Origin of the sequence: Providencia sp. PROV130 (assembly GCF_028482225.1) — a bacterium.
GTDB lineage: Bacteria > Pseudomonadota > Gammaproteobacteria > Enterobacterales > Enterobacteriaceae > Providencia > Providencia rettgeri.
In genome coordinates this window covers 60431-75709 of sequence record NZ_JAMPQC010000023.1, presented here as the reverse complement: position 1 = coordinate 75709, position 15279 = coordinate 60431, and the positions used below count along the sequence as shown (strand labels likewise).

The 15279-nt window shown below is 38.5% G+C and carries 13 protein-coding genes; 4 read left to right on the top strand and 9 right to left on the bottom strand.

The window, feature by feature from the left end:
- The first annotated feature begins 4 nt into the window (after positions 1-4).
- Both PSF28_RS16060 and glnB read left to right on the top strand, forming a co-directional pair.
- Positions 5-1627 (top strand): NAD+ synthase, encoded by a 1623-nt coding sequence (locus PSF28_RS16060; RefSeq protein ID WP_210840040.1) that lies wholly within the window; start codon positions 5-7, stop codon positions 1625-1627.
- A gap of 12 nt (positions 1628-1639) precedes the next feature.
- The gene (gene glnB / locus PSF28_RS16055; protein WP_004912721.1) at positions 1640-1978 is read left to right on the top strand and encodes a nitrogen regulatory protein P-II; all 339 of its coding nucleotides are present in this window, start codon (positions 1640-1642) and stop codon (positions 1976-1978) included.
- A gap of 188 nt (positions 1979-2166) precedes the next feature.
- Here glnB and hmpA read toward each other — a convergent pair whose 3' ends face one another.
- Positions 2167-3366 carry an NO-inducible flavohemoprotein gene (gene hmpA / locus PSF28_RS16050; RefSeq protein WP_210840039.1) on the bottom strand — a complete coding sequence of 400 codons (1200 nt, stop codon included), beginning with the start codon at positions 3364-3366 and terminating at the stop codon, positions 2167-2169.
- A 462-nt stretch (positions 3367-3828) separates the two neighbouring features.
- Between hmpA and glyA the strand changes: the two genes are divergently transcribed.
- Positions 3829-5082, top strand: coding sequence for a serine hydroxymethyltransferase (gene glyA, locus PSF28_RS16045; protein WP_210840038.1), 1254 nt, complete (start codon positions 3829-3831; stop codon positions 5080-5082).
- Between the two features lie 82 nt (positions 5083-5164).
- Positions 5165-6316, top strand: coding sequence for a 3-phenylpropionate MFS transporter (locus PSF28_RS16040; protein ID WP_115166964.1), 1152 nt, complete (start codon positions 5165-5167; stop codon positions 6314-6316).
- 39 nt (positions 6317-6355) lie between these two features.
- On the opposite strand, the gene PSF28_RS16035 is transcribed toward PSF28_RS16040, so the two are convergent.
- The 8 genes from PSF28_RS16035 to PSF28_RS16000 all read right to left on the bottom strand — a co-directional run bounded on the left by PSF28_RS16035 (position 6356) and on the right by PSF28_RS16000 (position 15260).
- Positions 6356-7060 (bottom strand): fimbrial biogenesis chaperone, encoded by a 705-nt coding sequence (locus PSF28_RS16035; RefSeq protein ID WP_272665904.1) that lies wholly within the window; start codon positions 7058-7060, stop codon positions 6356-6358.
- Positions 7061-7073: 13 nt separating this feature from the next.
- Positions 7074-8153 (bottom strand): fimbrial protein, encoded by a 1080-nt coding sequence (locus PSF28_RS16030; RefSeq protein ID WP_336298959.1) that lies wholly within the window; start codon positions 8151-8153, stop codon positions 7074-7076.
- Positions 8154-8164: 11 nt separating this feature from the next.
- Entirely contained in the window at positions 8165-10669 is a 2505-nt protein-coding gene (locus PSF28_RS16025; RefSeq protein WP_272685334.1) for a fimbria/pilus outer membrane usher protein, read from the bottom strand.
- A 14-nt stretch (positions 10670-10683) separates the two neighbouring features.
- On the bottom strand, positions 10684-11373 hold the full coding sequence (locus PSF28_RS16020) for a fimbrial biogenesis chaperone (RefSeq protein WP_210840367.1): 690 nt from the start codon (positions 11371-11373) through the stop codon (positions 10684-10686).
- A gap of 49 nt (positions 11374-11422) precedes the next feature.
- Positions 11423-12013: a fimbrial protein gene (locus PSF28_RS16015; RefSeq protein ID WP_210838804.1), complete on the bottom strand. Its 591-nt coding sequence runs from the start codon at positions 12011-12013 to the stop codon at positions 11423-11425.
- A gap of 417 nt (positions 12014-12430) precedes the next feature.
- Positions 12431-13708 carry a TRAP transporter large permease gene (locus PSF28_RS16010; RefSeq protein WP_109911474.1) on the bottom strand — a complete coding sequence of 426 codons (1278 nt, stop codon included), beginning with the start codon at positions 13706-13708 and terminating at the stop codon, positions 12431-12433.
- Positions 13699-14178, bottom strand: coding sequence for a TRAP transporter small permease (locus PSF28_RS16005; protein WP_210838802.1), 480 nt, complete (start codon positions 14176-14178; stop codon positions 13699-13701). Before PSF28_RS16005 ends, PSF28_RS16010 begins: the two co-directional genes overlap by 10 nt.
- Positions 14179-14255: 77 nt before the next feature.
- Entirely contained in the window at positions 14256-15260 is a 1005-nt protein-coding gene (locus PSF28_RS16000) for a C4-dicarboxylate TRAP transporter substrate-binding protein (RefSeq protein WP_210838800.1), read from the bottom strand.
- Between the last annotated feature and the right edge of the window lie 19 nt (positions 15261-15279).

The window sequence follows — 15279 nt, the reverse complement described above, 5'->3', positions numbered from 1 at the left end:
CCTTATGAGCCGTAAGCTTAATATTTCACTAGCACAACTTAATTGGTTAGTCGGTGATATCGAAGGCAACTGCGATCGCATGCTGCAAGTTGTGAGTGAACAAGCACCAAACACAGATATTGTCATGTTTTCAGAACTGTCTTTGACAGGGTATCCACCAGAAGATTTAATTTTCCGAGCTGATTTCGAGGACCGCTGTTTAGTACAACTTGACCGTTTGCAAAAAGCTAGCCAAGAAACGGCGATTATTGTTGGTCATCCATGGTATGAAGGGGATGATATCTATAATGCGCTGTCCTTTTTCTATCAAGGTAAATTGCACGCTCGCTATTTTAAACAAGAGTTGCCAAATTATGGTGTGTTTGATGAACCCCGTTATTTCACTGCAGATGAAAAATCCTGCGTTGTTGAATTTAAAGGTTATCAACTCGGTTTATTAATTTGTGAAGACATTTGGTATGACGAGCCAGTAAATGCAGTCAAAGGGGCGGGTGCTGAAATATTATTAACCATCAATGCATCTCCTTATGATATTCATAAAGAGCATATTCGAACCGACTTATTAGTCGAACATTGCAAACGCACTCATATGCCAATTGTGTATCTCAACCAAGTGGGTGGGCAAGATGAATTGGTGTTTGATGGTGGCTCAAAAGTCATTGCGAATAAAGGTAAACAAATCTTTAAATTAGCAGAATTTAAAGAGCAGGTGATCACAGTACAATTTGATGAACTTGCATTGGTGAGCGAAGGTAGCGTATTTATTGAGAATGACCCAGTTGCTCAGGTATACCAAGCTTTAGTTATGTCAACTCGTGACTACATCAATAAAAATGGTTTTAATGGTGCAATCTTAGGGCTATCAGGTGGTATTGACTCAGGGCTAACGGTGGCCATTGCCGTTGATGCTATAGGGAAAGAGCATGTACAAGCTGTCATGATGCCATTCCGCTATACTTCTGAAATGAGTATTCACGACGCTAAAGAGCAAGCTGATTTGCTTGGGGTTGAATTCGATATCGTATCCATCGAACCGATGTTTGATGCCTTTATGGCCCAGTTAACCCCGATGTTTGAAGGAACCGCGGTTGATACCACTGAGGAAAACTTACAAGCGCGTTGCCGAGCGGTTATTTTAATGGCAATGTCAAATAAACGTCGTCGCTTAGTGTTGACGACCAGTAATAAAAGTGAATCTGCTGTTGGTTATTCAACATTATATGGCGATATGGCGGGTGGCTTTGACGTATTAAAAGATGTACCGAAAACTCTCGTCTTTGAGTTAGCTAAATATCGTAATACATTATCTCCAGCAATTCCTCAGCGTGTGATTGATAGGCCACCGTCAGCAGAACTTGCTCCAGGGCAATTAGATCAAGACAGTTTGCCGCCTTATGATGTGTTAGACGCATTATTGGAAGGCTACGTGGAAAAAGACTTGTCAGTTAATGATTTAATCAAACTTGGTTTTGATAAAGACGTGGTGAGAAAAGTTGTACGTCTTGTTGATATTAATGAATATAAACGCCGTCAGGCTCCTGTTGGGCCACGTATTACGATGCGTAATTTTGGTAAAGATCGCCGCTATCCGATCACCTCAGGTTTTGGCCGTAAAAACTGGTCATAACAGGAATTATTTATGAAAAAAATTGATGCAATTATAAAGCCATTCAAACTTGATGATGTTCGTGAAGCATTGGCAGAAGTGGGTATTACCGGAATGACGGTAACTGAAGTGAAAGGCTTTGGACGTCAAAAAGGGCATACCGAGCTTTACCGTGGTGCAGAGTATATGGTTGATTTTTTACCTAAGGTAAAAATTGAAATTGTTGTCCCTGATGACATTGTTGAAAACTGTGTCGAAACCATTATGCAAACGGCCCAAACGGGCAAAATTGGTGATGGGAAGATCTTTGTTTATGATGTAGCTCGAGTGATCCGTATTCGGACCGGTGAGCAAGATGAAGAAGCGATTTAATAAATTACGTTATGTGAAAAAGCGGTAACGGAAAATACACAGGAATGGGATTAGAATTGTGTATTTATTATGCGAGTCCGTTACCGCTAAATTTAGAAAAATGGCAAACACTTAACCATTTAAACCATTTTCTTCAGTTAACATGTTTCAGAGAATGCTCTTCTAAACAGAAGAGCATTTTTTATCCATTAATTGAGGGGTAATACTTTATGTGGTCCAAAACATTCATAGTGAATAGCATCGGCATCGACACCCATTGCAATTAGCTGTTTGCCTACGTGCTGCATAAAACCAACAGGGCCACAGAAATAGAATTGCATGTTCGGTTGTTCAATCCATTCACGTACCAATTCTAAATTCATTAAACCTTCATATTGGTAATCAAACCCGAGACGATCTTCCTCTCTTGGTTGATTAAACCAAATCGCAGATTGGCTGGTTTGTTGTTTTGCTAATAGTTGTTGAATTTCGTGCCTAAAGGCATGAACAGCACCATTTTCAGCGGCATGGAACCAATTAACTTGTGCATTGTGACCTTGTTCTGTTAGATGATTTAACATACTCAGCATTGGGGTTAAACCAACGCCTGCAGAGATCAAGGTAACAGGTGTCTGGTCATCAACATCAATGAAGAAATCACCACATGGTGGGGCGAGCAGTACGCTATCACCTTCATTTAATTGTTGATGTAAGAAATTAGAAACGGAGCCTTGTTCTTCACGTTTTACTGCAATACGGTAGCTACGGCCATTAGGCGCGGTCGTTAGTGAGTATTGGCGGATTTCTTGGTTTTCAAATCCCTGATTGTTGACATAAATAGTGATATATTGGCCTGGACGGTAATCTGCGACGGGTTTCCCATCGACAGGTATGAATTCAAAACTGGTGATTACATCGCTTTGTGGTTGTTTTTGTTTCAATTTAAATTCACGTAAACCCTCCCAGCCTCCAATTTTATCTGCATTCTCTTGGTAAATGACTGCTTCACGACCAATAAAGATATCAGCTAAGACCCCGTAAGCTCTTCCCCAAGCATCAAGCACTTCTTGGCCTGGACTAAGTAGTTCATCGATAGCCGCCAGTAAATTTTCCCCAACAATAGGGTAATGCTCAGGTTTGATATTTAAACTAACGTGTTTTTGGGCAATTTTTTCAACCGCTGAAATCAGTGCTTCAGGAGTTTCAATATTTACCGCATAAGCACAAATAGCGTTGAACAGAGCTTCACGTTGGTCTCCATTCATTTGGTGAGTCATGTTAAAAATATCTTTTAGCTCAGGGTGTTGTTTAAACATCCGATCATAAAAATGTGCGGTTAGTTTTGGCCCTGTTTCAGCGATGGCAGGAATGGTTGATTTAACAATGGCGATGGTTTGGCTATCTAGCATACAGGTGCTCCTGAATTATTTTCATGTTCTCATCGTAGTGAGCGTAAGGCGTCAGTTTTTAGTTTTGTACAAACATATCCTTTTACATCATTGGGATAAGTATATTTCATCCCAATAAATCACTCTTTTTTGAAAGACATAAAGTTTATTTATAAACATGCATTTTAAATACAACTTATAATATTTAAGGTTTTATGTAAAGACTCAAACTGGGAAAATATGTCGGAATTAGGCACATAATGAGAAGGGGCTAACAAATCTGGATGTTTCTACGTTAAAAATTAAAATTTAAGCTATTTTATAGTGGAGCCTTCAGAAGCAAATGAAGTGAAAAAAATTAATGCAATCGTTTGCGTATATTTTTTCTTTAGGGCTATCTCAAGAGAGAAAAAGAGTTTACACTGTGTGTCATTGCGATGAATCGATTTTCAACCTATTGAATTGCTGAGGCAGGAGAAGCGAATGTTAAAGCGTGAAATGAATATTGCTGACTACGATCCAAAATTATGGGAAGCAATGGAGCAAGAAGTACAACGTCAAGAAGAACACATTGAATTAATTGCTTCTGAAAACTATACCAGTCCACGAGTCATGCAGGCTCAAGGTTCTCAGCTAACCAATAAATATGCAGAAGGCTACCCAGGCAAACGCTACTATGGCGGTTGTGAGTATGTTGATGTGGTAGAACAATTAGCGATTGACCGTGCGAAAGAACTATTTGGAGCTGACTATGCGAACGTGCAACCGCACTCAGGTTCACAAGCTAACGCTGCTGTTTACATGGCGTTATTACAGCCAGGTGATACTGTTCTGGGGATGAACCTTGCACATGGTGGTCACTTAACTCACGGTTCACCAGTTAACTTCTCAGGTAAACTGTATAACATCGTGCCTTATGGTATCGATGAAAGTGGTAAAATTGATTACGATGATATCAAAGCGCAAGCTGAAAAACATAAACCAAAAATGATTATCGGTGGTTTTTCTGCGTATTCAGGTGTGGTTGATTGGGCAAAAATGCGTGAAATCGCAGATGGCATTGGCGCTTATTTGTTTGTGGACATGGCTCACGTTGCAGGTTTGATTGCTGCGGGTGTTTATCCAAACCCAGTTCCTCATGCACACGTTGTGACGACAACAACACATAAAACTTTAGCAGGTCCACGTGGTGGATTAATTTTAGCTAAAGGTGGTGACGAAGAGTTATACAAAAAAATCAATTCAGCTGTATTCCCAGGTTCTCAAGGTGGCCCTTTAATGCATGTGATTGCAGGTAAAGCGGTTGCATTGAAAGAAGCGATGGAACCAGAATTCAAAGTTTACCAACAACAAGTGGCTAAAAATGCCAAAGCAATGGTCGACGTTTTCCAAAAACGTGGCTATAAAGTTGTATCTGGTGGAACGGAAAACCATTTGTTCTTAGTGGATTTAGTAGACAAAGATATCACAGGTAAAGATGCAGATGCTGCACTGGGCCGTGCAAATATCACAGTTAACAAAAACAGTGTACCTAACGACCCTAAGAGCCCATTCGTAACGTCGGGTGTACGTATCGGTTCTCCTGCAATTACACGCCGCGGCTTTAAAGAAGCAGAAGCGAGTGAGCTAGCGGGCTGGATGTGTGATATCCTAGACAACCTCAATGACGAAGCGATCATTGAGAGCGTAAAACAAAAAGTATTAGCAATTTGCAAGAAATACCCAGTTTACGCATAATTTAAACGACAATTCGTGATTAAAACCCGCTTCTACATGCATGTATGAGCGGGTTTTTTGCATTGAAAAAAACGGAGGGATGATGGTCATTCCATCAACGCGTTGGCTAGCCATTGATTATTTTACCTATTTTTTTGCCTACAGTATTTTCTTACCATTTTGGTCAGTTTGGCTACAAGGTGAGGGAATTGATGCAGAAATGATTGGTGTTTTGTTAGGGGTAGGGTTAGCAGCCCGTTTCCTTGGCGCGATGTTCATTACTCCTTTAGTTAAAGAGCCCTCGAAACTGATTACTGCACTACGTTTACTTGCAGGGCTTTCACTCATTTTCTCTGTTGGTTTTGCTTTGGGCTCTCATTGGGCATGGCTGCTATTTGTAATGATAGGCTTTAACTTATTTTTTGCACCAATGGTTCCGCTGGGAGATTCACTGGCGGGGACATGGCAAAAACAATTTACCTTTGATTATGGCAAAATTCGCGTCTGGGGTTCGATAGCTTTTATTATTGGCTCCTCATTGATGGGTTATTTAGCAGGTGTTTGGGGTAATAAAGCCATCATGGTGGCGTTGATAGTAAGCTGTTTAGCATTATTACTCGGCGCAATGCTGAAACCAGCAATTATGCCAATGGGAGCGGCGAAAATTGAAGGTGGCAATAAAGTCACTTTTAAACAGTTGATTGCCGATAAAAACGTCGTTAGGTTTTTAATTTGTGTGACCTTATTACAAGGGGCCCATGCAGCTTATTATGGTTTTGCTTCCCTATTTTGGAAAGAGGCGGGTTATTCAGATTTAGTGATCGGTAATTTATGGTCGCTGGGTGTGGTTGCTGAAGTCATTGTATTTATGTTAAGTCACCGTTTGTTCCGGCGTTGGAGTGCGCGTAATTTACTGCTGCTATCCGCATTTTGTGGAATTATCCGTTGGGGGCTGATGGGGGCGTTTACTGCATTACCTGTGTTAATTGTAGTGCAAATTCTTCACAGTGGGACTTTTACGATTTGCCATCTAGCGGCAATGCGCTTTATCAGCGCAAGAAAAGAAAATGAAATTATCCCATTACAAGGTGTTTACTCTGCCCTCGCAACCGGTGGTGGGTTAGCCGTACTGACTATTATTGTGGGGTATATTTATGAACGAGTGCCTGCTCATCATGGTGTAGTTTTCTATTTAATGGCGCTTCTTGCTGTTCCTGCCGTATTTATCCGCCCTAAAGTTGTAGCTCAATCCTAGTATTTATCAACCAAGCTATAAAAGGGTTTATACCTATTTTTATAGCTTGGTTTGGTACTGAATTTGTTTCCCTGTATCGTCAATATAAATCATTGTTATATTTTCCCCATGATTAATTGTGGCGGTTGAAGGGAAGATTTGTGATGAAAATGGCGCAATCATCGAACTTTTTGTAATAGAACGGCTTTCATTATTAGCTAGATAAATATTGGCAATACTTAAAAAATAAGGGGTCGGGTTGTTGACGATAATACCATCTTTAGCTAAATGGAATTGAATGTTATTGATTGAATCATCGGGTTTATTTATAAGAGCAATTGGTCGATAAAAAACTTTAATCCGTGTTTGAATGGCAAATTGCAGCAAATTTGCACTATTTATTTGTTTTGGCTTTGGCGCAATGTCTAATACATTTAAATAAAATACAGACTCTTTATTCGTAGGGAGTTTGTCGCCAATAAAGCGTATTCGTAATTGAACTCCGTCATTTGCCGCGATTTTAGTCATGGGGGGGGTCACAATAAATGGCGCGTTCGTCGTTTCTGGTGTTGAATCGAGGTTACCTTCATCCACCCAGCTTTGAGTCAATGTGGCTTGTTCACTGTAATTAGTAAGTTGAATTCCGACGGCCTTTTTATCGCTAGGAAAAATAATTCGTGTTCCTTGTAAAACAAGGCTCGCACTTGTTTGGACGCTAAAAAATAGTAACGTAGCGAACCCTGTGATTTTAATTATTCCGGTCATAATATTTTCCTTTCTAATTGTATGACATCACCACGGTTGCAGTACTTGAGACTTGTCCTTGAATAACACTACTTGGGTTGTATGCATGGTAATAGGCACCTAAATTTACTGAAAAAGAAGGGGAAATCGGATTTCCCTTGAGAACAGTAAAAATATTTGTTGCCCCACTTTTATCTGCCACGCTATCCGAAAGTACTAATGGTGTATTGAGATTACTTGCGCTAACTAATCGGAAGCCAACACCCTTAGCACCTTGACTAATGGTATTATTCAATGTTGTTTTATCATTTGAGAGCAGGTTGCTACTGGATAAAAAAATAGATACATCACGAGAAGCATTACCACCTGCTAAAAAATCTTGGCAGGTAAAATTAAGTGTAAATGGCGTGTAGCCTGCTCTGGTTACAGTTTTCACCACATTGATACTTACTGGGGGTAGTGCAACGACTAAACCTTGGTTAACAAAATTACAGGTAGTGAGAATGGGATTATAAGTTAAGGTCATTGGTTGTAAGTAGATATCATCGGCACTGGTTGGCCATTGTAGCGTTAACAGAAAAGTGACTAATTTGACTACAATATCTAATAACCACTGTAGAATTCCCAAGCTGGATGCATCAGAGGCGAGTACAATAGGGGTAATTGTGGCGGTACTTCCTGATACTTCGACATAGTTGGTTCCGGGTTTGGTTGTGAGTAAATTAAATTGAACGGTAAAATTTGTATCGAGCTCACTACCTTGATGTATACCTTCCGTAAGGCCGACAACCCTATCTTTTTCTAATGCAGTGACTGTAATTGAGACAAACTGCTTTCCACCATTAAAACCAATAGTGGCTGTTCTGCCTTGGAAAGGGGATGCAATACCGATAGAGTTAGGGAAAAGCAGCCCTCTTGCAGTACAGGTAAAAGTTCCAGGGTAGATTGTTCTGCTATTTTTACTAACTGGAGTCGATGTACTGGTGAGTTCGGTCGATAAATCAAAAGCAATAGCGGGAGCCGTCATCGTAGATGTTTGTCTACAATGTGCGGAGGAATACTGACTATAAGCCAATATACTGGAAAGCATCAGTGCTAAAGTGACTTTTTTCATCATATTTACCTTTATCGACAGAGGTTTTTGTTTTTATCCATCGTATTGAGTAGTGGCTCAATAACACATGTTTGTTTCCCTTTAAGCTTTATGTGCAATGCCATAGGTAATTGCTCACTTTTGATATACATCACGCCAGATTGACCGACATAACCAACACTTTGCTGTTTAGCATCTGTGATTTCTGTACCAAAAGGTAAGCTATCGCCATTAGCAAGCACGCCTCGGATGAGATAAGTTTGTCGTGTATCGGTTTCGAGTTTGATGTAATTCACCGCTCCTTGATATGGACTTACATTGGCCATATTACCGAGCACCTCTGCACCTGCGGTTTTTTCTGTATCTGTTAAGGTATAGGTATTGGTTCTATATGGTGTGGAATTGGCAACTAAAACAACACCTTGTTGGTTGGTTAAGGTGGTTTTATCGGCGTTGACCATCATGTTACTGGCCATTGGTGCGTCAATGATGGTATAGGTTTGCCCTGTTTCCCCTGAAAAAACAATATGTCCAGGGATAGCAACTAGAGTCCCTCTGGCGCCTAAACCAGTTTGGCGGTAATTATTGGCTTCGGTGTAAGATCCTGAAAGCGTGCTAGAGGGGAGCTGATAGCTGGCGTTGCCACCCACTAAGTTATTCCCACCGCTTTGATTTGTTGCAGTTAGCGTATAATTGACTTGGTCATTTTTACCTGCAATACCACTGACACTTAGCGTAGTTTGTTGGTAACGAGAGTCAGTGAAATAACTTCCCATACTAATATTGGCGCGTTTTTCAAATAAAGAAAAAGGAACACTAAAATTGGCATAGATACGTGTTTCTTCTTCGCTGTCGTAATTACGAACACGTGAAACAGACACACTATAGGAAATATCGTTATAGTTGTTGGCATAGCCAGCTTGATATTCACGGCTATTACCGTTTGTATTCCAATAATCACGGTGTGTCCCCGAGATGAATACCGAACCATAACCATCAGCTAATTGTTGGTTTAAATTCAATGTAAATGTATTTTTAGCACGTGAACCGCGTAAGGCGTCATAATTAGTGAGTGAAAGTTCAGGTGGAATATTATTGCCGAGTTTTTCGGATAGCTGGTCTTGATAAGCTTTCCAAGCGCGATAATTGTCTTGAGAATAAATGGCATCAATAAAACTATAGTAACCACTAGTCGAATAACGATATGACGCCAAGGTTAAATTGGTCGACGTTGCGTTAATATATTTGTTATAAGTCAAGCGATAGCTTTGACCTCTATGATCGCCTGAATCTAATTTAGTATTTGCTTGCGTGATATCAGCTGAAATGGCCCCAAAACTAAAATTCCAACCACTCCCAATAACGCCGGAATAGTATTTTTCGCTAAATAACATTCCTGCATAAAGCGTCACTAAATTATTTAAACCATAGTGAAACTCGCCTTGAGTAAATTTGGGTTGGTAATGGGTACTATCGATTTTAGTTTGACCAACAATAAAATTGTAATTGTAGACACCTTGTTTGAGCATATCAGGTACAGCAGAATAGGGCACAGTAAAGGTTTCTTGCCTTCCATCAGCTTCTTGAATAACGACAAATAAGTCACCACCACCAGCACTAGGTTGAAGGTCATTAAATGCAAATTCACCGGGGGGAACGCTCTCTTGATAAACTAGATTATTATTTTGGTACACGCTGACTAAGGCATTTGTTTGAGCGACACCGCGTATAATGGGGACAAAATTTTGACTTGAATTTGGCAACATACTAGCTTCTGTTGCTAAGGCAATGCCTCGAACTCGAATACTATTAAATAGGGCTGCTGGCGTATAAAAATCACCTAATTTCAACCCGGATTTGATTGCACTAAGGGGGCGGTAAACATAACGGGTACTGTTTTTCCATTTTTGGCTACTATGAGAGCTATGTCGATAGCTGGATTCATCTCTAAATTGCCAGGCGCCCAAATTAATGCCTGAATTTAAGGTCGCATAAAAATTGTCACTGCTGGTTTTTGAGTTTTTTTTCTCTTTGTAACTATAATAATTTGTATTATAAGAAAAAATAATTGCAGGCTCGCCATAATTCCAGAGACTGGGGTCAACATAGTTAGCTTCGAGTTGCTTCAGAGCGACTTGAGGGACGATAATATCGAGCCTCAAGTCGTTGATATTAAATTTATATTTTATATTGGGTACTAAATCATCTATAGGAATAAGTGGCTGTTGTTTGGTTTGCTCAATCACCTCAGCAGATAAATTCAGGTTTAATTTCTGTACATCAGCAGCAGCAAGGCTAATCAGTTTGCCATCATTATTGACATCAATTTCAAACTGACCTTTCCAATTATTATTGACATAAAGATCGGCTAATTGTTTACCTGATGGAATGTTATTGTCAGTATAGAATCGTGAAATATCTCCTTGCGCAGATTTGCCAACCAATAGGGAAGTCTCAAACTCGTCCGCTATTGAGTTCTTTTGATAACTTTGCAGTCCTATTAAGATTAGGAGATAGAGATAATTTTCTTTTTTCACGATGATTTCTTCTATTAAAGTTTAATATTTTTAGATTTGAAAACACCATAGTCATCCACATACATTACAATCATGTCGTGGTTTTTTATTATTCCTTTAATAGGGAATTCTTTTTCAGACATAGGGGCAATCATCGCAGAATCAGTTAATGAATTATTTTTATCGTCAGATGGTGTGATAGCTGCAATAGTTAAATGGTATTGCGAGTTATTTTTAACTAATATTTTATTATTTTTAATCTGGTAGCTTGCATTATTAATAACCTCATCGGGGGGGGCAGTTAGCCCAATAGGACGATAAAAAATTTTAATTCTTGAACGTGTGGCTAGTTGAATTGCATTTTTGCCTTTAGCAGATTCTGGCGTTTTAGGAATGTCTAAAACATTTAAGAAAAATACACTTTCAATATTTTCAGGAAGTTTTCCGGGTATTTTTTTAATTTTTAGTTGCTGACCTTGTAAACCTTCAATTTTAACAATAGGAGGGGATAAATAAAAAGGCGCTTCAGAATTCTCAGGTGTGGAATTTTCATCACCGTTATCAATCCATGACTGAACAAGAGAAGATGTTTTGCTGTTATTAGTTAATTGTACAGCAATACTATCAGCGTCAGCAGGATATATAATTCGAGTGCCTGTAATAATAACATTAGAAAATGTTGTGCTCGAAAATAAAATAGTGAGTAATAAAACTAGAGTTTTCATAATAGCATCCATTTAAAGCCAGGCTAATAAAAGCCTGGCTAAGTCATAATTATAAATAGGAAACTGTATATATTACGTTTGATTGCAAAAGACCGACTTTGGCAGCAGTTGCATTAGTTTTATAATAACTGGCTATTAAATTAAGAGTAGCTCCTGTTGCGCCACCAGTGTCAGCCCCTGTAAGGTTAGTATCAAAAGCTACATTGAGTGGAATTGCAGTGGTTGGAGTACTGGTTTTAGATAAACTAAACCCGACGTTTTTGGCAACGGAAGCATCATTTTCATTCACGGAAGTATTCACTAAATACAAACCGGAAGGCGAAATGTTACTTGATGAATAAAAATGTAATTTCAGATTACTGACTGGGACGCTTGCGGGCGCACAATCTGAGAAAGTTAAAGAAAATTGTTTTTGATTTTTAGAAATAACCGTTGCGGCAGTTATCCCTGCATCTGTTACGGTTATTGGGTCAAGAACAACAGTCATATCGGCACTATTTCCGCCATTAATGGTACAGGTTGTATCGCTTATTGCTCCAGAAATTGAAATAATTCCCCCAGCACTATTCGTTATTGCAAGTGCTGAGCCTGATATAACAGATAAAGAAAGTAAAGACAGAGGTAGTATATATCTAGGCATAATTAACCCCATAAGGTCAAAGTAAGATAAAGTTATATAACTTTGATTAACAGCTGAATGTAAAATAGCTGTCTTGTTTTATGCTAGATATAAAATATATTTTTTTCAAATTCAAAATTAAAAAAATAAATAATGAGATTGGTGTGTTTTTTATATGTATGAATTTAATGTAATATTATTTTTTGATTATTTCAGGGTAACTCGTAATAAGTGTATTTGTTGGTGGTTGGCGGTTTGTCTATTTGAATGTTTCTTGTGGTAAGTGTTATTATGACAAGGGTAAAGATCAATTAACTTAATCATAAATTTAAGTAATATTAACTCATGGAATTAAATAAAATTTAATTTATAAAAAATAAGTTGATAATAAAATGGCAAATCATAGGAAATGATTTGCCATTGAAATATACATTTATCTTATAAGCTTGGTAGGAAAGTCGTAAATACAGGCATAAAAGTGACTAAGAGTAAAACGATAATTAATGCAAAGAATAAGGGCATAACTTCACGAATAAAATCAGAAATACGGACACCAGTAATCGATGTAGCTACAAACATGACAGTTCCCATTGGCGGTGTTAAGCAGCCGATAGCTAAATTAAGGATCATGACAATGCCAAAATGGATAGGGTCAATTCCTAATAATTTTACTGTAGGCATTAATAATGGAACAAGGACAATAATTGCGGCATTTCCTTCAATAAACATACCTAAGATTAACAACACCGCATTGACAATCATTAAGAAGACATATGGGTTATCAGAAAAATTGGTCATCATTCTGGCAACATCTTGCGCCACTTGCTCGTTCGTCAATACCCATGCTAATGCGGAACAAGTCATAATAATGAGCATGATACTTGCTGTTGAACGGGCTGTTTCTAAAAATGAGGCAGCAATGTCTTTTAACTTCATTTCACGATAAAAGAAGGTACCAATTACAATAACGTAAAGTACAGCAATAGCACCAGCTTCTGTTGGTGTAAAAATACCAAAGCGAATTCCGCCAATAATGACAAGAACTAATAGGAAAGCAGACATCGCTCCTTTACCTGTTTGGTAAACCTCAGCAAATGTAGGTGCTTTATCTCTAGCTGGCTTATATCCACGTTTTTTTGCAATCAGATAAATTGCAACCATTAAAGCAACGCAGCACATTAATCCAGGAATGATTGCAGCCATAAACATCTTACCAATAGAGACATCAGCGACAAATCCATAGATGATTAATGCAATACCCGGTGGAATTATAGGCGTTATTAATGATCCTGCGGCAGTGACAGCGGCAGAGAAGCTTTTTCCATAGCCTAATTTTGTCATTTCTGGCACTAACATTTTAGATAGCATTGCACAGTCAGCGAGGTTAGATGCAGAAAGCCCGCCCATCATTGTACTTAATAATACGTTAGATTGGGCAAGTCCTCCTGGATAGTGGCCAGACAGAGTGCCAGTAAATTTCAACATTCGTCTGGTAATACCAGTGTAATTCAAAAGGTTACCTAACAAAATGAAGAAAGGGATAGCAAGTAACGTCACATTTTCCCCAGCCCCAATAATGCGTTGTACTGCAATGAGGGGAGAAATGTCACCCGCAGAGAAAAAGTAGGTGAGTAATGCAATCAGTACACTTAAAAAGATGGGAACATTAATTAAAAAGCAGAATATTAATACGATACAGGCGATAATTACTGACATGGTTTATCTCCTTTTATTAATTTACTCATGTCTTCCAGTAAATGTTGGATAGAAAATAACACCATGATGGATGCGCCAATGGGTACAGAAAGGTCGATATAATAATAAGAGACACCAATTATTGGTGTTATTTTGTCTTCTGCGATAATAGAGAGTTCATATCCAAGATAACCAAAAATTGATAAAGCAATAATGGCCATAATATGAGTAACGACCGCAATAGCTAATTGTACTTTTTCAGGAAATAAAGAGGTAATTGCATCAATACTGACATGCATTCTTTTGCCTGCCGCAGATGCTGCGCCAATCATCACCAACCAAATGTAGCAAATGATTAAAACTTCCTCACTCCACATTAAAGGGTCATTAAGAAGCCAACGCATGAATACAGCAAGAATGGTAATAATGACAATAGCGGCAACGGCAAGAGAAGCTACTATATCACTTAATTTCCCCAGAAATTTAAACATAAAAGATCCTTGCGAGAATAATATTTAACCGTTTGTTTTGTAAAAATATTGGCGGTGTTAACCGCCAAGTAATAGGGTTAATTATTAATAATATCTTGAGTTTGTTGATATAAGTTCGCAGACCATTCAGGGAACTCATTATAGAAAGGTTTAGATTTTTCTTTGAAGAGTGTTCTATCTACTTCAACAACAGTAACGCCTTCATTTTTCATTTTCTCAATGATTTCTTTTTCTTGTTGTAAGACTAAATCTGTTAAGAATTGGCCTGCTTCATTTCCTGATTCAACTAAAGCTTGTTGAATATCTTCAGGTAATTTAGCGTAGGTTTTGCTGCCCATGACTAGGTTGGTTACGTTCTCTACATGACCCGTTAAAATCAAGAATTTGGCCGCTTCATGGTGTTTTTGCCCATATAGCACAGGAATTGGGTTTTCTGCGCCATCAATAATTTTAAGATTAAGTGCAGTATAAACTTCTGCTAAAGGTAATGGTGTTGGTGTGGCACCCATTGCCTCTAAACCTTTAATTTGAATTTTATTATTGGGGACGCGAATTTTTAAACCTTTTAGGTCATCTGGGGTTTGGATCATTTTATTGGCTAAGATATGGCGTGAACCATATAACCAATCTTTAGAAACCACGTGAAGGCCTTTTTTATCTAACTGTTGTTCTAAGGAACCATACCAAGGTGAGGCATTTAATTTAAAAATATCTTTATAAGATAGCCCTAAATACGGCCCAAACATAATGCCGTAATCAGGCACATAATCAGAAAAGAATGCACCATCTGCTAAGGTAATTAGTGGGCTACCTAACTTCATTTGTTCGATGACATCTTTTTTGGAGCCTAATTGTGAGCTTGGATAAGGAATTAATTCACCTTCACCATGAGTTTTTTCATTGAATTTTTTTGCCCATTCGTGAATAGCTAAGTCAAAAGGCTCACCAGGGTTATTTTCATAAGCGACTTTTAACTTATATTTAGCATCTGCAAATGCGGCATTTGTCATGCTGCCCATTAATAGCATTGTGCTGAGTGTTAAGCTAAGAAGTTTTTTTCCGTTTAATGTGCTCAGTTTCATAAAGGTATCTCCTGTAGGG